A 23906-nucleotide genomic window follows, 5' to 3' on the forward strand; every position below is an offset into this window, starting at 1 on the left:
TTCCCTCCGATGCTTTTTTCCTTAACTTGAATTATATCACCCGGCTTCTAACATTAACTTCTCACCTGCAACTTTTCTTTAGTTTGTACTCGTGATTCTTTAATTTCACCCTATTTAAAAACGCTTTCATCCACTATCGTTAACCATAAGTTTTATCTTTGTGTCAAAGAATACCAACCATTGATACCACTTGAAGGAGGAACAGCATGACACGCAAACTCAAACCGAAAGGCATCATTCCCAAGGTCACTGCCATGGTCCTGACTACGGCTCTGCTTGGACAAGTTGTTGCATCATCCGTTTATGCCGGAGACACGCTCCCTTACACTGGTGAAAGTGCCAAAGGAGTGAATCAGCCCTATCAGCACGGATACACCTCTGCGCAGATTCTGAACTGGACACCTGAAAGTGATATCCATGGCGATCTGCTTCGTGCCCATGTTCCCTTGCAGCCTCGTAATGAAGCATTCGCTGCTACACAGGCATATCCTGAGCTTAGCCCGGACACGCAACTGTTCACGATGAGTGGCGATTACGGCAATGCATTCTTCGATAGCACACCTTATACCAATGAATTCAGCCAGTACCTGTTTAATTATTGGCAATATACGGACTACTACAGCTATTGGCATGGTATGGCCTCTGCCGGAGTACCGGAGGAGCTGTATGACCCGAGTAAGGAATGGACGGAGAAATACTTCGAGTTTGGCATTTTGAACATTCCGAATCCGGCCTACACCAATGCAGCCCACAAAAATGGCGTCAAGTCCATTGCCAACATCTTTTTCTCGGACAATGACCGTGGGCCACAAACCTATAAACAAATGCTGATTCAGGATGAAAACGGCAATTTTCCTGTAGCGGAGAAACTTGCCGAGATGGCAGAATACTACAACTACGATGGATATTTCTTCAATCAGGAAGAGGTTGCCCGGGGTGTAGCCCCTGAAGATATCGCATCCTACAAGAAATTCATGAAATATCTAAGAGATAAAGGCCTGTACGTTCAGTGGTATGATTCCACCATCAATACAACAGGCAAGATTCAATACCAGAACCAGTTTAACGGCCTTAATAGTCCCTTTGTGCAGGATTCCGTTCTTGGCAGAGTCTCGGATTCCATCTTCCTGAACTATGTATGGAACCACAAGATGCTCCGCGATTCCCGTGATCATGCCCTTAGCCTGGGACTTGATCCACTGGAAACCGTATTTGCTGGTGTGGAAGGTGGTCATGACAAATTCGGCCGCTGGAAGCAGTCCTACGACCTGCGTCATAACCTGGATGAAAACGGTCAGCCCATGAATAGTATCGCGACATTGGGTGCCGATTTCACCCACAACGCCCTGGATGAAGAGATGGGCGATGGCAGCACCAATCATCGTGCGGAGGATGAGTACCAGTGGATGACCTTTGTGCGCGATCGTGCGTGGTGGTCTGGTCCAAATCAAGACCCGACAGATGCACGTCGTAATGCTTCTGCCGATCTGTCGGATGTGTATGCTTCCGGTGCAAATTGGGATGGAATTGCCGCTTATCTTACCGAGCGATCCGTCATCAGCGGCTCCAATTTTGCAACCAGCTTCAATACGGGCCACGGTCTGAAATATTATGAAGACGGCGCTGTCTCGAACGATAAAGAATGGTCCAATATCAACATTCAGGATATCCCTGTCACTTGGCAATGGTGGATGGATAGTGAAGGCGACAAGCTCAGTGTTGATTTTGACTATGGTCCCTCTTATGAGAAAGGCGCAAGGTACAACTATGACTCCATTGGCGCATTCAATGGCGGCAGCTCACTTGTGGTGAATGGTACATTGAACGCGGAGAACTTCCTGCGCCTGTACAAGACCGACCTGTCCGTCAACGGACAATCCAAACTGGAGCTAACGTATAACAAACCGTCCAACAGCGACGCTTCTTCCCTGCATGTTGGGTTAATCTTCGAAGATGATCCATCTAACGTGGTCAACGTAAATGTGGCTAATTCAGGTGCGCATACGGAAGGCTGGAAGACAGCTACATTGGATTTGAGTGCATATCAAGGCAAGACCATTGCTGCTATGGGATTATCCTTTGATCCGAACGGTAAGACCATTAAGAACTATCAGATGAATATTGGTGAGATCCGTATGTTTGATGGTTCAGCGGCTGTACCGGATGCACCGACCGGATTCCATATTGCCAAAGCACTGACCAACACCAATGAACTGGTTGTTGCATGGGACATGAAGGACTATTCAGAGGTCAAACAATACAATTTATATGAAAATGGTGCCTATGTTGGCGGCGTGTATGATTCCACTTTTTATATCAAATCGCTAAAACAGCCGTCTGGTGAACTGTCTATCCGTGCTGTTGGTGCAGATGGTACCGAAAGTGAAGCAACCGTCCTGCCTTACGATCTGAATGCAGCCGTTCAGAATATCGATGTGAAATTCAAAAAGAATGGCGATGCCATCGTAAGCTGGAAAAACCCGAAGAAAGTGAAAGATACGGGCAAAGACAAAGGTAAAGGCAACGAGTCCATTCAGCTCACACTAGAAACCGAATACACGAAAGAACCTTTTAGCAAGTCACTTCAAGTCAAAAAAGGAAAACAATCTGTCCTCCTGACTGGACTTCCGACCAATGGTGAGCATTATGTGCTGAACATTGCCATTGGCGGGCAGAACCCGGTAACCCATACCGGACAGCTCGCAGATCTTCAGATTACACCATACGCCAAGGAAAAGGTCACAGTAAAAGATGGAAAATACACACTTGCCCTGCCTGATCTGGAGGACTGGTACAAGATCTATGTATATGAAAATGGGGTGGCACGCGAGTTCGGCGTCACTTACGTTTCGCAGAAATTCCCGTATATCATTCGGGGAAGAACAAAGCTGAGTGAACTGACCTTCACACCAGCGTCCAGCAACAGCTCTTTGAAGCTGGTCATTGAGGATTATGCGGGCAATCAGGCCACCACGATTTTGAGATAATATTGCAAAGTATTTTTGTGTGCGCCAGCATAACCGTAATGAAAACATACAGCCCTTCACTTCCAAAAGGAAGTTGAAGGGCTGTTCTTGTTGATCTAACAATAAATACTCTACCAAACCGTTATTAAACAGTATTTTCCGTTAGCCTAGTTGTTCGGATGAAATTGAGGATAGCTGCTTGCGCAACTGCCTTTTGTCTATTTTATCCACAGCTGTTCTGGGCAAAGTATCCACAATGAACAGTTGAGTAGGCCATTTGTACGGAGCAAGGTGTGGCTCACAGAACGCCCGCACCTGTGTCAGATCCAAACTTTCACCGTCCCGTAACACTATGAAAGCAATGAGTTCCTCTCCTTCTTCAGGAAGAGAATGTCCGATTACGGCCGCCTCGCTTACTGCCTCATGAGTCACAATAACATGCTCCACTTCGGCACAAAACACATTGGAACCGCCCACAATAACCATATCCTTCAAGCGATCAAACACATAAAGGTAACCTTCGGCATCCAGACAACCGACATCGCCAGTTCGGATCCAGCCATCGGGCATGGTCTCGGCAGAAGCCTTCGACTGGCGCCAATACCCCAGCATGGTCTGTGCACCTCGAACAACAATTTCTCCAGCATCGCCCGTAACTGTCTCACTTCCATCCGTATTTAATATCCGAACTTCGAAGGCCTGCTCACCGTGGGCAGCCAGGTCGGCGGGACGACCTACAGATCGGAGGCGATGAGGATCGCCCATATGCTGAGCAGGAAAAAGGCGGCTTATGGACATTCCACATTCCGCTTGTGAGTAGTTGTTCACAATGATAACTTCAGGAAATTGCGATACGACCTCCTGTAGTGTATCCGGGGAAATAATAGACCCTCCGCAGCCAATAAGCGATAGGCTCTTCAAGTTTCTACCTCCTATGGATGCCTCACGGGTAAAATCACGAAGCAGTTGGCCTACTGTACTGAGTTGCGTAATCTGATCACGTTCAACAGCTTCCATAATGTGATGTACATCCGCCGGGTATTCGTCTAGGAATACAAGACAGCCTCCGGCAGCCATGGTCGCCCACAGCTGGAACTGACCCACCAGATGGGATAGGTTAAGCACTAACACACGACGCTTGAGATCATGACCGAAGCCAGCAGAAGGCGTAAGTTGATTCCAAGCAGCCATACCACGATGCGAATGCATCACCCCTTTTGGCTGACCCGTTGTCCCACCCGTATAAATCAGGACTGCCGTATCGTCTACACTTCGTTTGAGATGATCTTTTGGGGAGAAAGCAGATTCCTGCTGTAAAAGAGTAACGAGCGAATTGCAATTCCGCCCTTTTTCGTCTGTCGTGAACAGTTTTGGACCATACCCAAGAAGCTTTACTGTGGCGATCGCTGCTTCAGCATGTTGGTCATCATGAATAACCATATGCGGTTCTGCATCCTGAAATATGGCGGCGAGTTCAGGCACTGTTAGCAGAGGAGACGGCATGAGCGGTATAGCCCCGATCTCAACTGCTGCATAAAACGCAACAACGAGTTGAGGATCTGGATCACCTAAAAGGGCAAACCGATCGCCCACCCGGAGACCTTCGAGGTACAAGGCATGGCTCAGTCTTTTAACTAAACCGTAAAGCTCTCCATAACTTATCGTTCGGCCATGTCGCATTAACGCAGGTTCCTCAGGGTACAGACTTGCTGCAATCGGCAATCGTTCGGATAGAAGCAAGTAAATTACCCCCAACATTTAAATTCCCACTTTTTCCGTTAAGAAAACTATGGAATAAAGAGAGAGTAGCATATATCTGGAATAATAAGTAATCACGATCCCCTATGAAAACCATAAATTCTACTGATATTACGGTTTTACCAACAGACGATCCTTGCCGTTACCTACTTGCTAGCTTAATTAGGCATTTTGGTGCCTCCTTAACACATGTACTATAATAATGGGAATTAAATGAGGGATGGTGTTTCTTAATTGAAAACTTTTTATTGTGATCTTGAAATTACCTTAGATGTCATTGGCGGAAAGTGGAGACCTCTTATTCTGTATTACTTAATAAAAGGTTCTAAACGGACTGGTGAATTGAAAAGGCTCATACCAACAATTTCTCAGAAAATGCTGGTCCAATCGTTGCGGGAGTTGGAGAGCAATAATTTAATTATAAGAAAAATGTACAATCAGGTACCACCAAAAGTGGAATATTCAATATCAGAAACGGGTATGTCACTTGAACCCGCTTTGCGAGCTCTTTGTGATTGGGGTCAGAATTATGCAGAGAAAACATTGAGCAAGGATGAATATCAGAGATTAGATGTAGAATAGAGTAATTTCAAAAATTAATTTATGCTCCAATTTATCACAATTATCACTTTTTGGTTACTATATAACCAAAAAGTACGTACTGTTTTAAAAGTGATACTTGGTACATAATGAGCCTTGTGATTATTAAGAAAATCAAAAAATTGATAATAGGAGTGTGTAATGATGACAACAACCCACAATCAAGTTATTCTCAATATCCGTTTCAAAATTAAGCCCGGTAAGAAAGAAACTTTCCGTGACAGTCTATTCGCGATGATTAGCAATTTCAAAAGTGAACCCACTTTTATTAATGCGATCGTCTCCGATGATCTTGATCATTCTGATGATCTGGTGATCTATGAAATCTGGCAAGGAACAAGAGAAAGTTGGATTCAAAATGAACTTACTAAACCTTATCGTGCTGAGTATGAAGGTGCGCTTACCAACCTCATTGATGATAGAATCGTAAGCTGGCTTGAACCAGTCGGTGAATGGGGTAGTACACTGACGAATGTAAGACGGTAAGTTTTCAAGATGAGAATGTGAAACAAATATTTTCATGTATTTATAGACGTTCAAAGGAGTTGTTAATATGGGGAAAATGCTTATTACTGGAGCAACAGGTAATCTTGGTAGCAGAACGCTAGAACTTCTTCTCAAAAAAGTTCCGTCAAATCAGGTCGCTATATTAGTCCGTGATCCGGAATCTGATAAAGTGGCAGGATTTATTAAGGAAGGTGTGGAAGCGCACCAGGGCGACTATTTTGATTATAACTCTCTTCTACGAGCTTTTGATGGTGTTGAAAAAGTGATGCTCATTTCCGCGGTAGCATTTACCGATCGCAATACACAACATTTCAACGTCATCGCTGCTGCAAAGCAGGCTGGGGTTAAGCAAGTGATCTTCACGTCAATCATACGAAAAGAAAATTCAAACTTAATTTTGCCCGAAGTAACGATGTCAGACTTATTTGCTGAACAAACGCTTAAAGCATCCGGATTAGACTATACAATCCTGCGGAATCCACCATATCTTGAAGTCATAAATTCGTTCTCTGGAGATGCACTTAAATTTGGAGGTGTGCGAGTACCCGAGGGCTCCGGTAAAGTAGCCGCTGCATCTCTGGAGGATTTGGCGGCAGCCAACGTAGCCGTTCTCACCCAAAACGGACACGAAAATAAGTCATATACTCTAAGTGGCAGTGAGGGAAGCTCTTTCGAAGACATCGCTGCAGCCCTCTCGGAGATTAGTGAGATCAATATCCCTTACGAGGCAATTAGTGAAAACGAATATATAGACACTATGGTAGCGAATGGCTTACCTGTTCATATGACTGATTTCTTATTAGGTTGGATGCGGGCAATCAACACTGGAGAATTCTCGGAAACGTCTGGAGATCTTGAACGTCTGATTGGCCGAAAACCAATGTCATATAAGGAATTCTTTAAAATCAATTCTCCGTTCTCTAAAGTTAAAGATTGAAAGCTAGTTAGAAGAACACATATCTAATCATGTAAAAAAAGCCCGGTTCATACCCGGGCAACATACACTTTTGTATGGGTTACTTACTTATAAACTCAACCATCTTCTGATGCAATTCTTCTTCAGAACATTTAAAAATGTCATTAAAATCCTGAGGGTTACGGATCAATTTGTTTAACTGGTCTATTCCATATTGTTGAACAACAAACTCCACAAATAAGAACGAAAACTGGAAACCCTTCATCGTTTCGAAATCCCAGGTATCATTATCTAATTGTTCGAACGTTGGGATCTCTAAATTGTGAATAGCTTCTTCTGTTGTGCCTTCAATAAAGTCCTGAGTCATCCCCTTGGCTTCATATCCACCAATCCCTTGCCTTATCCATTTCGGAGCCTTCGGATTGATTTCACTTATAAGCCACATGGTGCACAAGTGAACCGTACCTTTAAGAATCGATTGATAGGTATGCTCCGGTCCTGGATTTAATGGAGATACAATTTTGAGAATACTCCCTTCATAGGTACCCATGAACCAATTCGGAGCATCTGCCTCTCCAACCGCTTGGTGAAACGATGGCATATCAGGATATACTTCAATCGTTACTTTTCGCGATGGATGATATTTGTACTTTAGTGAGATTCGTTCAATATGATCACTTAGTTCATTGAACAGATCATGGTGTACTTTATCGAGCTGATTGTTCAATCTCTCGCTTTCACCCTTATTAACAATTGAAATCAAGTCTTCAATAGACATGATCGTAACGCCTCCCCATTCTTTCATTTCCTGTTTAAGTTTTTCCAGAGCTCTGTAAAGTCTGTTCTTTACCGCACTTTCACGCATCCCTACGATTTTAGAAATTTCAATCAATGTGCAGTCCACAAAAAAGCGTAATGCAATGATTTCCTGGTCGGTCTCATTTAACTTTTTCAGCGCAACTCCGATATCAATTCGAAAATCAACATATTTCGTAAATTCAAGGGAGATCGACTGTGATTCATATTCCGTAAAATCAAACGGCGTTTCTTTTTTTCGCGATAGCCTTCGATATTCGTTTTTCACTGTATTCTGAGCAATCTTGAATATCCACGTAAATAAATTTGATCTGCCTTGGAATCGGTGAAGATTCTCGACAGCTTTTAAAAACACCTGTTGAGTCAAATCATCTGCAACCATCGGATTCAATTTCAGCGAAAAGTACGTGCAAATCCTTTGACGATACAGCTCATAGGTGCTTTCAAAGTTAGTGATCCTTTCCTGTTTATCCGGATAAACAGGTTTTGTGTCATGAGCTCCTGACATGGGAAGAACCTCCTCTTGATTTACAATGAATTAGACACCAGAGAGAGTCATAAGGCCACAAAAATATAAAATAAATATGTATTCAATCTTTCAGGCTTATACTAACAGGACTAATCACCCTTTTTGATAATCTCACTTCAAATCATCTCTAAAATTTCATATCTTTACAAATTAATCATGATAAGCTCATGATAAGCAAAGATTGCAGTAGTCTACGAGCCATCTGTTCTCATCAGTCGCAACGATCTGGAGGGAAAACATCACGTATCTGCCTCCCCAATTAAAGGAGTGATAATCATGAAATACACCAATGTTTTATTATCATGCGTCATTGTTTTAGGTAGCTTAGGTGCGTTATCAACTGCACCATCCTCGTTTCATCCTTCTGATAAAATAGCACACATTGCTGCTAAATCGACTTCTGTGAACTCTTCGACATACCAGAGTATACCTAAGTTCAACAAAACGATAGGCTTAAACAAAATAGTCTGGAAAGGTGACAACTCCACTATAACTGCAAATATTTTAAAGCAAGATGCTGTTGCACATTTCGAACAAAACATCATTGACACCATTGTAGTTGCTCATGGTAAAGAAAAGCACATCCTACATACGGGAGACTTTGGAGTGAAATTATTGGATATCACAAGTGTTGCTGAATCTCCATCGAATGGATGGATTGCTATCCGAGCAGAAAAAAGTGCCGGCAGCAATCTTATTCTTGTGAACGTTAAAACAGGAGAGTATACCATTCTAAACGAACGTCTTGAACAAGCAGGTAAACAAGATGTCGAAACCATTTCATCATATAATTGGTCACCAAAAGAAGACATCATTGCATTTTCCTATGGAAATACGGAGAAGAGCATTTTAGCAATCTACGATACTAAGAAAGACCGTTTAGTTCATCTTCCTCGGGCAACCAACTATATTAGCACCGGTTTAATTTTATGGCATAAGAACGGAAAAAATATGGATTACATTAGTGAGTATCCTTCAGATCAATGGATTCTTTTTAGATACAATACAGCAAGCAAAAAAGTTAAACCGGTTAAAAAAATTAGCCAGAACGAATTTCAGCAGTGGTTTAAATTAGATAAATAAAAAACACATTTTCTTTACGACTTTCATGTGGTTTGTAGCGTTTATATTAGTGAAAAGAATATTATAGTAAATTTGGGTTTTAATAAAATAAACAGGAGGTGATTGGTTTTTCCCCGTTAGAAGTCTGGTACTACGCAAATTATAACCGAGGTGTAAAATGAAGAAATCTATTATCCTGTTACTTTTCAGTACGCTGCTACTCATGCTAATTCCCATGCACACCCACGCAGCTACGAATCAAACTAAAATTATTTTAGATGGCCAGGAGCTAGTTTTACCTAATGATGTTGAAGTCGTCAATGTAAGAAGCAATATTATGATTCCTATTCGAGTCGTCGCTGAGAATTTAAAATTCAATGTGAAATGGGACCAAAAGACACAAAATGTAGATATCGAACAAGCTTCCAATGCCATTTCTTTGACCGTTGGGAAGCATCAAGCTACCGTCCAAAACAATACCGTCAAACTTAATATCGCTCCGCAAATGATTAAGAATACGGTTGTTGTTCCTCTGCGTTTTGTTAGTGAAGAAATGGGTCTGAGGGTCGGCTGGAATAACAAAGACAAGATTGTTACACTAACCAGCAATACTGTATCGCAACCAACTCCCCCCTCGAATGGGAATGATACAGCCACGAACCTGGTTCATGATATAACTTATGCCAATAATCAACTCGTCGTCTCATTAGACCGTGAAGTTGCTCCAGTCATATCTACACTTAAAAATCCCGAACGGATTATTGTGGATTTCCCATCCACCAACTTCGGAAATATGGGACAAGTCCCCTCTGGAGGATCCATGGGAAGATTGGATGTTAATGAATTTCCAAGTGTTACTGAGATACGTTATTCTCTTTTCAAAAATAATCCTCCTCAGGTTCGAATCGTAATCGAATTAAACAATATAAGTTCGGTGAGTTATAAACAACAGAATATCGCCGGTAAGTTTATCCTTGATCTAAGTATGGCAAATGAACCTGCACCTGCGACTCCTGTGAACAGCGGTAAAAAAATAGTTGTTATTGATCCGGGACATGGAGGAAGTGATCCAGGTACAATAAGTTTTACCAAAAAGCAGGAGAAGCATTTTGCCCTTGCTTTAGGCCTTAAAGTACAAGCTCTTTTAGAAAAGGAACCTGACATAGAATTAATAATGACTCGGGAAACGGACATTTACCCTACTCGACCGGAACGTGTCAAACTTGCCAACGATCTTAATGCAGATGTGTTTGTATCTATACACGGTAACAGTGTCACCGCTGCTCCTCACATATCGGGAACGGAAACGTATTATTACCAACGGGAGAGTAGTAAAGCACTAGCAACCCTCATTCATAAAAATCTGATCGATGCCTTGGGATTTAATGATCGTGGCGTTAAGAACGGAAACTATCAGGTCATCCGAGAAACCTCGATGTCTGCGGTTCTTCTAGAAATCGGTTTCCTAAGTAACCAGATTGAGGAGGAGGCCATGATGTCGGAAACCAATCTAAATAAAGCGGCACAAGCCATTGTGGATGGGATAAAAGAGTATTTGAAGCTATAGGGCAGTGAATAATTTAAGAGGATGTGCTTCTATGAAAAAAAGATTCTATTTGGCTATCACCATTTGTGCCATAAGCATACTGGCAGTAGGCTGTGGTACCAAACCTCCTTCTACTAGTCCAGTGCAGGGTTCCGATCCGGCAAGTACAACACCAGCACCAATAACTAACCCGAGCGAAGAAAATGAAGAATCTCAGGAAATTGAGGTTTTTTACGCGGATGATCAACTATTACAAGTAGAGCAACATAAGAAGGAAATTACATTCAAAGATGACTCCGAAAAATACAGTAAAACCTATGCGGCCCTTCAAAGTAGCGATCAAACCGAACTTATTCCATTGTGGAGTAATATTGAGCTCCTTTCTGCTACTTTTGATCAAGGGAAATTAACGCTGGATGTCCATATTCCGGATGAAGCAAGATTAGGGTCTGGCGGAGAGCTTTTAGCGATCGATGCTTTGAAAGGAACCTTTTTTCAGTTCGATGAAGTAACCAGTATTGACTTGCTTGTTGACGGAGATGCAACCGACAGTTTAATGGGTCATGCAGAATTAGAACATCCACTAACCCGTGAATAGATCCATCGAAAAAAACATCTTCTGTTTAGAGGTATAGACATGTCATAACATAAAATGCATGATCCCCAAAAAAGATCCACTCGCAAAGTAATTAGGCGAATGGATCTTTTTTGGGGTGAAAGTGGACTTGCACTTCTTCTATGTCAGGGAGTTATGAAGTTCCTTTTTGTTTACTCGCCTGCATCTGCTGGGCAAATCTCATCATCTCTTCGAACTCTTCCTCAGATACGGCATCCCCATCGGTGCTTATGTCTTGTACAATCGGAATTTCGGGTTTAGCTTTGGTTCCTTTGCCGTATGTACGGGTACGGGTTCCAGCTGCACCAGCAGCCTGTTTGCCTTTGACCTTGGCCTGATCACGGATATATTGCACGGCTTTCTCGTAGGAGTTCACCTGCTTGAGTAACATGTTGGAGGCAATGGCCTCCACGAAGTTACGGTTAATTCGCTGTTCGCCGCCGGATACAAGTAATGCCATCAAATAATGAATCAATACATTAATGACTTCACCCGGCAACTTGTAACTCAGATCAATTTTCTCAAATATATCAATCAGATTGTCCGGTACTGCTCCAGGAAAGAATGTCTGCAGCAGGCGGGTATATGGCTCGTTACGCAACATCATATTGTACTGATGAATATCACACTTGGTCATAAATTGCGGAGGCACTTCGACGTAATATTCCATCTGTACCCCATGCTCAACAGGTGGTTCACTGGAGTCTTCTTTGCGCTCTGGCTCCTCCATATGCTGTCTCAGTGCTACAACCTTCGCCGCCTGTACGGTCTGCTGCTCATGACGCTTCTTCGTCTGTCTGAACTGCATACTCGCTTTATGCTGGAGATCATCCAGAATCAGCTGGCCCTGTGGACTGAAGATATCATCTTCATCCAGCAGACGGCATACATCCTGCACACTAAGGTTAAACTTGTTCACGACATAATTCACAATGCCCAGTTGTTCATGATCGAACCGCAACTGTTCTACATAACGGCGATTGACCGACTCCCGCGGAAAACGCAAAATAATGTCCGCATAGTTCAAACTGTTTTCTTCCGCTGCATCATTCGTGCCTGTCCGTTGAGCCGTAGTGGATACTTCCGATAAAGCTTGCTCCAACTCGTAATCAATCACATGGGTATTCAATTCAAATATATCGTAAAAGGGAACGGAAATATTCTCTTTATTGGCTGCCGGATAAGGCGCGTCCCCATTCTCCACTGCCGAGAAACCGGAACGCAGGGAAAGCACGGCGAATTTACCAATCTTGTCACGAAGCAGCAGTGTCAAATGCTGTGTCCGGAAAAACTCTGCCGGCGAGAGCGGCGGTTGCAGCTCATATTCGTAGATGTAATCATCATTTTCCGGTATATACAGTCGTGAAGTCTGAAGCAGTCCCACCGCTTCAAGCTTGGATGCCTGCTCTACCAGATATTTGCGCCCTTTCTCGCTTGGCTCCAAGCCAAGCGTCATGAACAGCCTCCGTTGCTGTTCAAGCGGCGAATAACCGACCTGTTCACCGGGAAGATGCTGAAACAACAGCCGATACAAGCCAACCGCAAAAGCACCTACCATGGGCTGATATGCTCCTGTAAGCATACGGTCATCCAGGGCGCTAAGTCCAAACTCCCTGTATACGCAGTAGCGATGATGTTCAGTATAATGGTGCAGATTCTTCATGCGCATAGCCTGATCTCCTTCTCCCCAAATGTATGTTTATCTATTCTATCATAAATGTCTGATCCTCAAATGTTCAAAAACAGGTAAAAAGACAGCCTGTTCTCGCTCCGTTTCGTCCTAGGTCGACATCATTCACGTTTTCGCCGAATTCAGCAAATTTTTAAAATAAAAATGTCGAGAGCCGCTAGAATACTATAAAAGCTATAGCCACAGAATACAAGGAAATATCTAAAGAGAATGTTCTCCAGATGTATATGAAGTACATGTGTACAATAATCCTTCTAATATAAATAAACAGCAAAAAAGCCTTCCCTTTGTAATCGTAAGCGTTTACGACAAAGACAAGACTTTCACGCAATTACGTGGCATGTGTTACCTCGTTCCAACCATCTAAAACATTCTGTACCCACCCAGACGTAACTTCTGGATCGTCCAGCCACTGATCACCGCACCAGCCAGTCCCGCTACGCCCGTCATATAGTCCACAAGCTGGAAAGAACCCAGATGTGACATCAGAGACGAGGAATGATCCCATAGAGAGTATACAACAACAGGCAGAATTACAATGATGAACAGATAGGAAGGAAACCAGGTGGTCTTCATCAGCATGTTTAGAATGAAACCGATACCAAACATCATAACAAAAAATAATACCATTAATACCAACACAGGTATAAATTGCATCGGGCGACATTCACCTCTTCTTTCACACTTTCGGGTTTCACTTCTGGATAGTAGTTAGTGTACCGCAAAAAATGTGGCGAAGCAACGAACTTTCTGGACAAATTTCCCTATATTCATGTACTGTTCATTTGCCCTTCTGCTTCATGTTGGGATACAATGTAAACGATAACGCACTCACCCGTCCCTTATAATGCGTGTTCAAAAAAACCGGTTTTCAGTACCGAGAAGATGGAATGAAGCTAGAAATGGAGTAGCGGAGCGTAGGGAAGCTACGTGAGCAACTACAGTGTTTCCTAAGGAAACATACTTCGTAAGCCTCCCACTTATTTCGGCTGAATGCCATTTTCGAAGCTGATGATGCCAACAGGCATCATTCGTAATCAAAAGCGGACTATTTGAACAATCTCTTATAGGGATTTGGAAATATACCTTGCAGGAGGAACAAAACAAATGAACGAAGCAGCATCAACACTGGAGGGCTGGTACGCCCTGCATGATTTTCGCTCGATTAACTGGGCCGCCTGGAAAGCAGCAGATGATGAAGAACGTGCTGTAGCACTGGACGAGCTGGAGGAATTCTGGAAGGAATGGAAAGAAGTCGAGAATTCTTCCCAAGGAAGTACGGTCGTTTATACGGTTGTAGGTCAAAAAGCAGACCTTGTTATGATGCACCTGCGTGAAACGCTGGAAGATCTGAAGGCTGTTGAGAACGCATTTAACAAAACGATGTTTGCTCAATATACAACCAAATCGTATTCCTATGTCAGTGTAGTGGAACTGAGCAACTACCTTGGCAAAGAAGGCGAAGACCCGATGCAAAATCCGGAGATTATCGCCCGCCTGAAACCTGTTCTGCCACAACGGCAATACATCTGCTTCTATCCAATGAACAAAAAACGTGAGCTGAATGACAACTGGTACATGCTGTCCATGGACGAGCGTCGTACCATGATGCGCAGTCACGGCATGATTGGTCGCAGCTATGCGGGTAAAGTGAAACAGATTATTACCGGCTCTGTCGGTTTCGACGATTGGGAATGGGGCGTTACGCTGTTTGCAGATGACGCACTTCAGTTCAAGAAACTCGTCTATGAGATGCGTTTTGATGAAGTTAGTGCCCGGTATGGCGAATTCGGTTCGTTCTATGTGGGAAGTCTGTTGAACGAAGATACTTTGGAAGACATGCTTAAGCTGTAAAATAGTGCACCGCATAAAAAAGCACCGCGACATCTCCTGTAAAGGATACTGCTGCGGTGCTTTTTTATCTATCAATATTCTACTACCTCAAGCTTGATTTAGATCTATATTGTTTGAACTATTTATTTACACAAAAACGGAAAGGACAGAAAAAACCTGAAAAAGCGAAGCTACACGCTTTCTGCAAGAAAGCTACTTCGAAAGCATCCACTTCGCTTACACGCTTTCTGAAAGAAAGCAGCATCGGAAGCATACGCAATCACCGGATTTTCCCTATAACAAAAGGGAATCAAAAAAATCTGGGGATAACAGCGATTGAAAGGTTATGTCTCTAATCCTCGTCCTCTTCATCAACCGCTTTCAGTGATTCGAGGAATTCGGCTGTGGCCCGGTCACGGTCACGACCTTTCTCTTTAAGCCGCTCAATCGCGGGCAAAATGAGAATATCCACTTCTTTCTGCACGATGTAGGCCAGATCATACTGATCCTGTTCCTCCAGATAACCACCAACCTGCATAAGGGCGTTGTATCGATCCAGTTCGTCACGCGTTAATAATCCCCGGACCTGAACACTGCAATGTCTCATCCAAAAAACCGCCCTTTCTTCAGCACTAGCGGAATACCACCTATGATGAACAGATAACGCAGATCAACCAGCTTCTTCAACTGAGCCGCTTTCCAGCCCTTGTATTTCTTGCCGCCTACAACAGCAATGGCTTCACCTTTACCCAATGAAGCAACCGTTCCTTTGCTCGTAAATACAAAAGGTTGCGGTTGTTTCTTGCGAATGGATGCCACGACGTTTTTCGCACAGTTCACACCCTGCTGCATCGCAATCTGGGCTGTTGGCGGATAAGGCCGTCCTTCCGCGTTGAAGACAAGTGAATTATCACCAATGACATAAACATGTTCATGTCCAGGGGCACGCAGATAATCATCTACCTTCACACGTCCACGCATCACTTCAAGACCTGCCTGTTCCAGCAGTGAGTTACCACGAATACCACCGGTCCACACTACTGTGGCAGCATCGAGCTTTTCTCCCTCTCCCACAATAACCCCATCCGGGAGACATTGTTTGATTGGAACACCGATTTTGAAGGTGACGCCCTTCTTCTTCAGCACGTTCATCGCATGTTCAACCAGTTCCGGGTCAAATCCAGGCAAGGCCGAAGGCGCTGCTTCTACATTATAGATGTGCACATGTTTGGGATTCACGTCGAACTCCTTGCACAGTTGTGGAATACGATCTGCAAGTTCAGCTACGAATTCAACACCACTGAAACCTGCCCCACCTACAACAAAACGAATACGATTTCGTTTGTTATCGTTTTTGTACATCGCAAATTGATATTCGATGTGTTCTCGGATCAGTCTAACCGAGTTAATGCTGCGGATTGTCATGGCGTGATCGAGCATACCCGGAATACCGAAGGTCTCAGGCTCACCGCCTAGTCCAATAATCAGATAATCATAGGATAACGTGCCGTCCTCCAGAATAATCTTCCGATCCTGCAGACGAATCTCCTTGACAGAAGATTTAACCAGATCAATCTTGAACTCATCAATCAGCTTCGAAATAGGGACTCTTGCATGCTCAATGGTATCCGTGCCGGCTGCCGGCATATGTAGATGTGTAGTAATATAATGATAATCATGCCGGTTCACCAATGTGACGTCGGCCTCGTTATAGTTCAATTCCTTCTGCAGCCGCTGGGCTGTCAGAATCCCGCCATAGCCCGCGCCGAGGATGACGATTTTGGGAATACTGCTCATGTCTATACCCCTTCCGGTTTCACTTGCATCAGCCCAATCTTGGTTGAGATGCAAAATGCACATACTTACAAATATTGATGAGGTCTTGCCCATTATGACGACAAATGTTAACTTCGCGAATTTATTTAAACGTTTGCATCAATTTCATAACTCACTAAAAATGGATTTTATGAAACTAGATCTAGATTAATTGAACCATTTTGATCTATATCTAGACTTAATTGAAGCAGCTACAGGGTTTATGAAATTGATTTGTTTGCACGCAAGTTATCGTTTCAAGTTGTGAAATTAACCACAAGATTTTACAAAACACGGGATCTGTCTTCATATTACATATTGACTCTAAATTAGACAAAAAAACACATAGTACAGGTCAAGGATATCTGTATTTCTAGTAAAGATCAAGGTTTTTTTTGTTATTTTTCATAACCTTTCATTTCCAATTTCATCCTATTCTCATCTGATCTTCATCAATTATTCTCAGATTCGTGATGCAGCTAACTTTGCAACCCTGAATACACCGTTTATAATAGGAAAGACAGTTCGCCACCAATGCCGGTTAAGATCCGTAACCCGCACATTCTCCCTGTTAACTACCTATTAAAATATGAAAGGTGTTGTTGATTCTTGACTGCACAGAATTCCAGTCATGATATGACTGATTTACTTATTATCGGTGGAGGCCCTGCGGGTCTGTTCGCCGCATTTTACGGTGGGATGCGTCAGGCATCCGTTACACTGGTTGAAAGTATGCCACAGCTTGGCGGACAGCTTGCCGCTCTTTACCCGGAGAAATACATCTATGATGTAGCCGGATTCCCGAAAGTAACCGCTCAGGAACTGGTGAATAACCTGGTTGAGCAAATGAGTCATTTTAACCCGAACATCCGTCTTGAAGAAAAAGTTGTATCGGTTGAGAAAAAGGCTGAACAACACTTCATCGTGAAGACGGATGAGAATGAATATCATGCCAAAGCTGTCATTATTACAGCTGGTGTAGGTGCATTCGAACCACGTCGCCTGGAACTTGAAGGTGCTGCCAAGTTCGAGAAGAGCAACCTGCACTACTTCATCAGTGATCTGAATGCCTTTGCTGGCAAAAAAGTACTGATCAGCGGCGGTGGTGACTCCGCGGTAGACTGGGCACTCATGCTGGAGCCGATCGCTGAGCAAGTGACGCTGATCCATCGCCGGGACAAGTTCCGTGCACATGAGCACAGTGTCGAAAACCTGATGAATTCCAAGGTGAATGTCGTTACACCGACCGAAATTACGGAACTTCATGGGGATGACACCATTACCAAGGTAACCCTTTCCCATGTGAAAACCAAAGAAACGCAGGAAATCGAAGTAGATGACGTGATCGTTAACTTCGGATTTGTCTCTTCTCTTGGACCCATTGCCGAGTGGGGTATTGAAATTGAAAGTAACTCCATCGTGGTTGATTCCCGCATGGAAACATCCATTCCTGGAATCTTCGCTGCCGGTGATATCACAACATACCCGGGTAAACTGAAGCTGATCGCTGTCGGATTCGGCGAGGCCCCAACAGCTGTTAATAATGCAAAGGTATACTTCGATCCAGAAGCCAAGTTGTCTCCAGGACACAGCAGTAACATGAAACGCTAGTTTACTTGAAACCACATATTTGATACAAAAAAGGGTATCTTACTCCTGAGTGAATCCATATCAGGAGGGATACCCTTGTCTTATATATGCCCGCTGTGTAACGGTCTGGTTGTACCGGAGCAGGCTTGCCCCCACTGCCTTCAGGGACTGTTAGAATGCGGCAATTGGACGACTACACCGGACCATACAGCCCCTACGTATTCCATCCTTCCTCTGACACGGCAGACGAAGTCGAAAACGTTTGCAATCATGTGATGTACTGTCACCATTGTCAGACGAGCACGCCATGGCCTGTCTCACTATGGGACTTGTCCGGAAACCCATAACATTGCCTGCAATGAGGATCTCTAGTGAAGAATGGCAGATACGTCGGTACCCAGTTTGCGCTTATGGATTTCTGCCAACAGCAGTGCGATGAAATCTCGTTCGAGATTCAACTCAATCGCTTTATGGTAGGAATCCAACAACATCTCATCGGATAACATAGCCATTTCCCGCCACAACCTTTCCTTTTTTTTCCTCAAAACTATCATATCAGAGATTCATATAGAGAACAAGCGTTCTTGTTATCCACAACGGCATGTGGAAATCCTGTGCATAGTTTGTTGATAAATGGAAAAAATATAGAGTAATCAACGTGTATAGTGTGGACAATATTTATGCACAGGAAGTTTGCACAACTGTCAGAACGTTTATCAGCATATTTTTTTTGGAATAAATTCATAGTTTCAAGACTTGTTGCGAGTAAATTACCCGGTAATGTAAAATTTCAAACGGTTTTCATAACGTTTTCTTCTATATATTATCGGTTTTTCTTGGATTTTCTTGAGCTTTCCCATTCATTTTCTATTGGGGTCTGGTATTCACTTCCAAAATCCAGATCTTGCCTGAATGATCCAGTCCATAATCAAAGCCAAGCTGACCTACACCAGGGAACTGACGTTCCATAATGTACGTGCATGTCAGTGTAAGTGAACGCATCTCCCGGCGTTTGTGCCGACCGGATATATGGGGCAGGGATAAACCAAGGGCTCTCCTTCCAGATAACATGGTGCCACCCTTGCTCAGATTCGTCACACAGAGTCCGGGACGAGCGAGTCGTCCTACCAAGGAACGAAATACCCAACCTCGTTCGGTTTTGACAACTTTGACTCTGTAATCAACAGGTCTCCCTTCAATCGTTGCCAGATGAATGCCTTGCTGGATCAAGTACCTGCGTCTAGCCTTCACACGCACCAGAGAGCGATACATCTGGCTGAAACTGGCGAAAGAACGGGTCGTTTTCATATGAGTGTATCGATAAGCCCCACCGCTCGCCGATACCCGGATGACACCGTAACCTCCGCCTCCTACAATAGGTTTGACATACACCATTCCATAACGACTGAGCATGTGCAGCAGATTACCCGAGTTGAATGCTTTGGTCTGTGGGATATGGACAGCCGCTACCGGATATTTCATCAGAGCCGCTGTCTTCCGCCATTTGCTTGCAAGTTGTCTCGACATGGGTTGATCTCCTTCCTTGAAACAATAGTCCTTCCTTATACATACTCAACAGAAGCCTTGCTTTCTTGGATGTTTGTCCGCGGCAGGGGCCCCTTTTCCATGAAACCTGTCCCAGGGGTGATGGCGGAAACGGGAACAAGCGCCCGGTTTGCTTTTCAAACAAGTCAATCTGTCGTATGCTACTAAGGAATGGCTTGGAAGGGCTTAAATATGAGGATCTAAGGAGCGTTCAGAACCAATGGAATCATTTTTCAAATCACTTTATGGCGTAGCCTATTTTGCAATGTCGATCGTTCTGGTAGCCGTTACGGTACTTCTCTTTGTCACAGGTATTCGACTGTTTATGCAAAAGCGCAATCGCGGCTTTGCCGTGAGTTGTCTTATATTTGCCTGTTTCATCGTCTTTATCATTGTTGTTATGTTAACTACGCCCTTCTCTGCCACACCGCCGGGTTCACCGGAAGCCATGGCTGCCCTTCTTCACTTCGGGTAGTTGAACCTCTGTAGAAGGAGATGCTTATGACACATACTAATGAAACCTTAGGAATTATTGATATCGGCTCGAACTCGATTCGTCTAGTTATATATGAACTGGATCAGGACGCAGCCTATCGCATCATTCATGAAGACAAATACGCCGCTCGTCTGAGCAGCGTTGTTGAGCCGGATGGAACCATCCTTCGCCATTCTCTGGATAAAGCCATCACCATCTTGCGTCAATTCAAAGCGACCTGTGAAGCGTATCAGACCAAACTGATCCGCGCAGCAGCTACGGCGGCCATTCGTAATGCAAGCAATGTCTCGCAAATTATTGAATGGCTGGAGACAGAGACGGGGCTTACCATTGAATGTGTATCCGGCGATCGGGAGGCCTATTATGGCTTCCTTGGTGTCACTCAATCCATTGATCTGGCAGACGGTTACGTCGTTGATATTGGAGGCGGCAGCACAGAGATCACAGTTTTTCGGGATCGGAAGAGGTTACATAGCATTTCCCTCCCCATTGGTGCAGTCAATTCACATGCCCGTTATGGGGGTGAAGATCAGTGGAGCGAAGCAAACGCAAATGCGTTGTGCAACGAAGTCATCCAAGCTCTCCGTGGGCAGGATTGGATTCGTGAGCATCCTGGCCTGCCACTCATCGGACTTGGCGGTACAATGCGTACACTTGCCAAAGTGGAACAGAAGCGTACCCAGTATTCGCTGCCGGTCACCCATCATTATGAGATCAGTGAGGAAGCAATGGAAAACATCGCTCGCTCCTTGCCACATCTCACCTCCGCACAGCGTAAAAAGGTACCCGGGCTCGCCAAGGATCGTGCAGACATCATTGTGCCCGGCGTACTGATCCTGCGAACCGTCTTCCAGTTAATACAGGGAGATCGTTATGTGGTTAGTGGTGCGGGTCTACGAGACGGGTTGCTGCGTGATTACTTGGCTGGGGGTCAGCCGGTCGTTCCGGACGCGCTGAAGGACAGCATCCGCAACTTTATCCATTTTGGTCCGCCTATTCCGGAGAAACGTCTGCAACGGATTCATCAGGATGCGGTTACCCTGTATACTGCACTACAAGGTACTGCTCCTGATCAAGCAGATGCCCGAATCCTGTATGCGTCCTCCATGCTGCACATGGCAGGTAAGCAGATTAACTATTTCCGTTATACGCAGCACTCGGCCTATTGGATTATGAATGCAAGCATTTATGGACTTTCTCACCGGGAAACCATCCTGAGTGCCAGTGCGGCCGACTACCATCCCAAAAAAAGAACGCCCCAACTGCTGAATAAGCACAGGGACATTCTGAAAAACTCGGATGAGCGACATGCTCATCGTGTAGGCTCTCTGCTACGCGTAGCCGAGGCCATTAATCGATCCGAGAGCATCGCTGCAATCGAAGCAACAAAAGAAAACGACTCGCTGCAGGTGCAATTCACCTGTACAGCCGAGCCGTTACTGGAACTTGATGGCCTGGAAGAGGCCGTTAAGGATCTGCAGGAAGCCTGGGGAGTTACGTTAACGCACTCCATTCAGCAGGCTTCCAAGGGATAATCCCCATGGCCTCCGTCTGACTTCTCAGCGGGGGCTTTTCATTTTTGACAAATACATAATTGCCACCAGGCATAAGCTCTCTGGCTTTGACATTATCCATAAGGGACAGATTAAGAATATCGACCAGCATCTTCTTCAGTTCTGGATCAAATACGGGACACATCAGTTCAATTCTTCGATTCAGGTTACGTGTCATCCAGTCTGCACTGGAGATGAATACATCCGGGTTGCCGCTATTTTCAAAATAAAACAACCTTGAATGCTCCAGAAAACGATCCACAATACTAATCACCCGAATATTCTCACTGAGCCCCTCTACCCCCGGACGCAGACAACATACGCCGCGCACGATCAGATCGATCTGCACGCCGGCTTGAGAAGCCTCATACAACTCATCAATCATATCCTGATGGGATAAGGAGTTGATCTTGGCAATGATTCTGGAAGGTTTGCCTTTCAGCGCATGCTCCGTTTCTCTACGAATCAGTGCGAACAGTTCATCCTTCATACCATCCGGAGCTACGCGGAATGCCTGCAATGCCTTCGGACCGGAATATCCGGTAATCTCATTGAACAACTCGGATGCATCTTCCCCAATAATCGGATTGGAGGTGAACAGTCCCACGTCCGTATACACTTTGGCTGTACTCTCATTATAGTTACCGGTTCCTACATGAACATAACGTCTCAGCCCCTGCTGTTCCCTGCGTACAACAAGAATGATTTTGGCATGGGTCTTGAGTCCAACCAGTCCATAAACCACGTGACAACCGGCCTTCTCCAGCTTACGGGCCCAAGCGATGTTGCGCTCTTCATCAAACCGGGCTTTCAGTTCCACCACCACCGTGACCTGCTTACCACTTTCAGCCGCAAGTGCAAGTGCTGGAATAAGACGCGAATCGCCATTAACTCGATATAATGTCATCTTGATGGCCAGTACTCTTGGATCTTCGGAAGCCTCCAATATAAAATCAGTGACCGGTTCAAACGATTCATACGGATGATGCACCAGTACATCGCGTTTGCGCAGCAGCTCAAAATGGCTTTCTCTTGGCAGAAACTCCGGTGGATAGACCGGCTTCACCGGACTGTACTTAAGATGTGAGAAACTTTCCAGACTGTCCACGAATCCCGCCAGAAAACTCAGATCAAGTGGTCCATCAATTTCGTACACCGGGTCCTGAATATCGAATTCATCCTGCAATTCCAATAAGGCATCCGGACGAAAATCCTTGCAAACTTCCAGTCGTACAGGAGCCCCGCGGCGTCTGCGGCGCAATTCTTTTTCAATAGCCTCAAGCAAATCTTCCGCTTCTTCTTCATTAATGAACAGATCCGCATTACGGGTCACCCGGAATTCCTGTGCAGCAAGTGAGACATATCCGCTAAAGAGCGTGTGAATATGATGTTTGATGAGGTCTTCAATCAGGATGAATGTTTTCTTTTTGCTATTCGCCCGAATGGGAGCCTGAACTACTCGCGGCAGATTGGAAGGTACCTGAACAATAGCCATAAACGGCTCGCCCTCTTGCTCCCCTTCCTTCTGAAGCATCACGGACAGATAGACAGACTTGTTGTGTACCAGCGGAAACGGCCGACTCTGGTCAATCGCCATCGGTGTGAGTACCGGAAAAATAATGTCATGAAAGTACTGGTCCATTGCACGCTGCTGTGTCACATTGAGATCGGTATATTCCTGAATGTTCACGCCTTTTTTGGCGAGTAGACGAATAAGTTCACGATACGTTTTATACTGTTCGGCGACCATGGTCCCGGTTCGTTTGATCAATCTGCGGTACAATCCCGAAGGCGTGTATCCTGTAAAATCTTTTTGCGTGAATCCGGCCTTGATCTTCTCTTTGGTCTCCGCCACCCTGACACTGACAAACTCGTCCAGATTACTAGCGACAATGCCGAGAAATCTCATGCGTTCCAGCAGAGGCGTTGTTGGATCCTGGGCCTCCTGAAGTACGCGCCGATTAAATTCAACCCAACTCAAATCACGATTAACGTAGTTGCCTGTTTTGACGTCTCTATGCATGTATGGCCTCCGAATGTGTTGCATATCTATTCTTCGTTAGAAGTT

At 44.5% G+C, this 23906-nt stretch carries 21 protein-coding genes; 12 read left to right on the forward strand and 9 right to left on the reverse strand.

Annotated elements, in window-relative coordinates:
• Window positions 1–206: 206 nt before the first annotated feature.
• The gene (locus tag ACE3K2_RS15015) at window positions 207–2987 is read left to right on the forward strand and encodes an endo-beta-N-acetylglucosaminidase (protein WP_421891661.1); all 2781 of its coding nucleotides are present in this window, start codon (window positions 207–209) and stop codon (window positions 2985–2987) included.
• A 141-nt stretch (window positions 2988–3128) separates the two neighbouring features.
• On the opposite strand, the gene ACE3K2_RS15020 is transcribed toward ACE3K2_RS15015, so the two are convergent.
• Entirely contained in the window at window positions 3129–4706 is a 1578-nt protein-coding gene (locus ACE3K2_RS15020) for a class I adenylate-forming enzyme family protein (protein ID WP_421891664.1), read from the reverse strand.
• A 252-nt stretch (window positions 4707–4958) separates the two neighbouring features.
• Here ACE3K2_RS15020 and ACE3K2_RS15025 point away from each other — a divergent pair, with 252 nt between their 5' ends.
• The 3 genes from ACE3K2_RS15025 (at window position 4959) to ACE3K2_RS15035 (ending at window position 6768) form a co-directional block, all read left to right on the forward strand.
• Window positions 4959–5306 (forward strand): winged helix-turn-helix transcriptional regulator, encoded by a 348-nt coding sequence (locus ACE3K2_RS15025; RefSeq protein ID WP_421891667.1) that lies wholly within the window; start codon window positions 4959–4961, stop codon window positions 5304–5306.
• 159 nt (window positions 5307–5465) lie between these two features.
• On the forward strand, window positions 5466–5810 hold the full coding sequence (locus ACE3K2_RS15030; RefSeq protein ID WP_421891670.1) for an antibiotic biosynthesis monooxygenase: 345 nt from the start codon (window positions 5466–5468) through the stop codon (window positions 5808–5810).
• Window positions 5811–5877: 67 nt separating this feature from the next.
• Window positions 5878–6768 carry an SDR family oxidoreductase gene (locus tag ACE3K2_RS15035; RefSeq protein ID WP_421891673.1) on the forward strand — a complete coding sequence of 297 codons (891 nt, stop codon included), beginning with the start codon at window positions 5878–5880 and terminating at the stop codon, window positions 6766–6768.
• A 79-nt stretch (window positions 6769–6847) separates the two neighbouring features.
• Here ACE3K2_RS15035 and ACE3K2_RS15040 read toward each other — a convergent pair whose 3' ends face one another.
• Window positions 6848–8071, reverse strand: coding sequence for an RNA polymerase sigma factor (locus tag ACE3K2_RS15040; RefSeq protein ID WP_421891675.1), 1224 nt, complete (start codon window positions 8069–8071; stop codon window positions 6848–6850).
• 297 nt (window positions 8072–8368) lie between these two features.
• On the opposite strand from ACE3K2_RS15040, the gene ACE3K2_RS15045 reads away from it, so the two are divergent.
• The 3 genes from ACE3K2_RS15045 (at window position 8369) to ACE3K2_RS15055 (ending at window position 11298) form a co-directional block, all read left to right on the forward strand.
• Window positions 8369–9175: a hypothetical protein gene (locus ACE3K2_RS15045; RefSeq protein WP_421891678.1), complete on the forward strand. Its 807-nt coding sequence runs from the start codon at window positions 8369–8371 to the stop codon at window positions 9173–9175.
• Window positions 9176–9332: 157 nt separating this feature from the next.
• Window positions 9333–10721, forward strand: coding sequence for an N-acetylmuramoyl-L-alanine amidase (locus tag ACE3K2_RS15050; RefSeq protein ID WP_421891681.1), 1389 nt, complete (start codon window positions 9333–9335; stop codon window positions 10719–10721).
• Window positions 10722–10752: 31 nt separating this feature from the next.
• On the forward strand, window positions 10753–11298 hold the full coding sequence (locus ACE3K2_RS15055) for a GerMN domain-containing protein (RefSeq protein WP_421891684.1): 546 nt from the start codon (window positions 10753–10755) through the stop codon (window positions 11296–11298).
• Window positions 11299–11449: 151 nt separating this feature from the next.
• Here ACE3K2_RS15055 and ACE3K2_RS15060 read toward each other — a convergent pair whose 3' ends face one another.
• Complete coding sequence (locus ACE3K2_RS15060) at window positions 11450–12985, reverse strand: helicase DnaB (RefSeq protein ID WP_421891687.1); 1536 nt, start codon at window positions 12983–12985, stop codon at window positions 11450–11452.
• Window positions 12986–13369: 384 nt separating this feature from the next.
• Complete coding sequence (locus ACE3K2_RS15065) at window positions 13370–13663, reverse strand: YuiB family protein (protein WP_124117510.1); 294 nt, start codon at window positions 13661–13663, stop codon at window positions 13370–13372.
• A gap of 450 nt (window positions 13664–14113) precedes the next feature.
• Between ACE3K2_RS15065 and hemQ the strand changes: the two genes are divergently transcribed.
• Window positions 14114–14860: a hydrogen peroxide-dependent heme synthase gene (hemQ, locus tag ACE3K2_RS15070; protein ID WP_421891690.1), complete on the forward strand. Its 747-nt coding sequence runs from the start codon at window positions 14114–14116 to the stop codon at window positions 14858–14860.
• A gap of 331 nt (window positions 14861–15191) precedes the next feature.
• Here hemQ and ACE3K2_RS15075 read toward each other — a convergent pair whose 3' ends face one another.
• Entirely contained in the window at window positions 15192–15446 is a 255-nt protein-coding gene (locus ACE3K2_RS15075) for a hypothetical protein (RefSeq protein ID WP_421891693.1), read from the reverse strand.
• Window positions 15443–16636, reverse strand: coding sequence for an NAD(P)/FAD-dependent oxidoreductase (locus tag ACE3K2_RS15080; RefSeq protein WP_036605766.1), 1194 nt, complete (start codon window positions 16634–16636; stop codon window positions 15443–15445). The genes ACE3K2_RS15075 and ACE3K2_RS15080 overlap by 4 nt, the downstream gene beginning before the upstream one ends.
• Before the next feature lie 654 nt (window positions 16637–17290).
• Between ACE3K2_RS15080 and ACE3K2_RS15085 the strand changes: the two genes are divergently transcribed.
• Window positions 17291–18265, forward strand: a complete 975-nt coding sequence (locus tag ACE3K2_RS15085; RefSeq protein WP_421891898.1) for an NAD(P)/FAD-dependent oxidoreductase — start codon at window positions 17291–17293, stop codon at window positions 18263–18265.
• Window positions 18266–18340: 75 nt separating this feature from the next.
• Window positions 18341–18520 carry a hypothetical protein gene (locus ACE3K2_RS15090; protein WP_421891696.1) on the forward strand — a complete coding sequence of 60 codons (180 nt, stop codon included), beginning with the start codon at window positions 18341–18343 and terminating at the stop codon, window positions 18518–18520.
• 92 nt (window positions 18521–18612) lie between these two features.
• Here the strand turns inward: ACE3K2_RS15090 and ACE3K2_RS15095 are convergent, their stop codons facing one another.
• Window positions 18613–18756 (reverse strand): sporulation histidine kinase inhibitor Sda, encoded by a 144-nt coding sequence (locus ACE3K2_RS15095; RefSeq protein WP_017692430.1) that lies wholly within the window; start codon window positions 18754–18756, stop codon window positions 18613–18615.
• Between the two features lie 355 nt (window positions 18757–19111).
• Entirely contained in the window at window positions 19112–19771 is a 660-nt protein-coding gene (locus ACE3K2_RS15100; RefSeq protein ID WP_421891700.1) for a YheC/YheD family protein, read from the reverse strand.
• Between the two features lie 238 nt (window positions 19772–20009).
• Here ACE3K2_RS15100 and ACE3K2_RS15105 point away from each other — a divergent pair, with 238 nt between their 5' ends.
• A complete protein-coding gene (locus tag ACE3K2_RS15105; protein WP_421891702.1) occupies window positions 20010–20264 on the forward strand; it encodes a hypothetical protein in 255 nt (84 codons plus the stop codon).
• A 26-nt stretch (window positions 20265–20290) separates the two neighbouring features.
• Complete coding sequence (locus tag ACE3K2_RS15110; RefSeq protein WP_421891705.1) at window positions 20291–21820, forward strand: Ppx/GppA family phosphatase; 1530 nt, start codon at window positions 20291–20293, stop codon at window positions 21818–21820.
• Here ACE3K2_RS15110 and ppk1 read toward each other — a convergent pair.
• On the reverse strand, window positions 21780–23861 hold the full coding sequence (ppk1, locus tag ACE3K2_RS15115) for a polyphosphate kinase 1 (protein WP_421891708.1): 2082 nt from the start codon (window positions 23859–23861) through the stop codon (window positions 21780–21782). The two genes, ACE3K2_RS15110 and ppk1, sit on opposite strands and share 41 nt — an antisense overlap.
• Window positions 23862–23906: the final 45 nt, after the last annotated feature.

Origin of the sequence: Paenibacillus sp. (genome assembly GCF_048976745.1) — a bacterium.
Classification (GTDB): domain Bacteria; phylum Bacillota; class Bacilli; order Paenibacillales; family Paenibacillaceae; genus Paenibacillus.

Bases quoted from the DNA above. Each gene is read 5' to 3' on its own strand.
- ACE3K2_RS15015 (WP_421891661.1), top strand. From the start codon at position 207: ATGACACGCAAACTCAAACCGAAAGGCATCATTCCCAAGGTCACTGCC.
- ACE3K2_RS15030 (WP_421891670.1), top strand. From the start codon at position 5,466: ATGATGACAACAACCCACAATCAAGTTATTCTCAATATCCGTTTCAAA.
- ACE3K2_RS15035 (WP_421891673.1), top strand. From the start codon at position 5,878: ATGGGGAAAATGCTTATTACTGGAGCAACAGGTAATCTTGGTAGCAGA.
- ACE3K2_RS15040 (WP_421891675.1), bottom strand. From the start codon at position 8,071: ATGTCAGGAGCTCATGACACAAAACCTGTTTATCCGGATAAACAGGAA.
- ACE3K2_RS15045 (WP_421891678.1), top strand. From the start codon at position 8,369: ATGAAATACACCAATGTTTTATTATCATGCGTCATTGTTTTAGGTAGC.
- ACE3K2_RS15050 (WP_421891681.1), top strand. From the start codon at position 9,333: ATGAAGAAATCTATTATCCTGTTACTTTTCAGTACGCTGCTACTCATG.
- ACE3K2_RS15055 (WP_421891684.1), top strand. From the start codon at position 10,753: ATGAAAAAAAGATTCTATTTGGCTATCACCATTTGTGCCATAAGCATA.
- ACE3K2_RS15060 (WP_421891687.1), bottom strand. From the start codon at position 12,985: ATGCGCATGAAGAATCTGCACCATTATACTGAACATCATCGCTACTGC.
- ACE3K2_RS15065 (WP_124117510.1), bottom strand. From the start codon at position 13,663: ATGCAATTTATACCTGTGTTGGTATTAATGGTATTATTTTTTGTTATG.
- hemQ (WP_421891690.1), top strand. From the start codon at position 14,114: ATGAACGAAGCAGCATCAACACTGGAGGGCTGGTACGCCCTGCATGAT.
- ACE3K2_RS15075 (WP_421891693.1), bottom strand. From the start codon at position 15,446: ATGAGACATTGCAGTGTTCAGGTCCGGGGATTATTAACGCGTGACGAA.
- ACE3K2_RS15080 (WP_036605766.1), bottom strand. From the start codon at position 16,636: ATGAGCAGTATTCCCAAAATCGTCATCCTCGGCGCGGGCTATGGCGGG.
- ACE3K2_RS15085 (WP_421891898.1), top strand. From the start codon at position 17,291: ATGACTGATTTACTTATTATCGGTGGAGGCCCTGCGGGTCTGTTCGCC.
- ACE3K2_RS15095 (WP_017692430.1), bottom strand. From the start codon at position 18,756: ATGGCTATGTTATCCGATGAGATGTTGTTGGATTCCTACCATAAAGCG.
- ACE3K2_RS15100 (WP_421891700.1), bottom strand. From the start codon at position 19,771: ATGTCGAGACAACTTGCAAGCAAATGGCGGAAGACAGCGGCTCTGATG.
- ACE3K2_RS15105 (WP_421891702.1), top strand. From the start codon at position 20,010: ATGGAATCATTTTTCAAATCACTTTATGGCGTAGCCTATTTTGCAATG.
- ACE3K2_RS15110 (WP_421891705.1), top strand. From the start codon at position 20,291: ATGACACATACTAATGAAACCTTAGGAATTATTGATATCGGCTCGAAC.
- ppk1 (WP_421891708.1), bottom strand. From the start codon at position 23,861: ATGCATAGAGACGTCAAAACAGGCAACTACGTTAATCGTGATTTGAGT.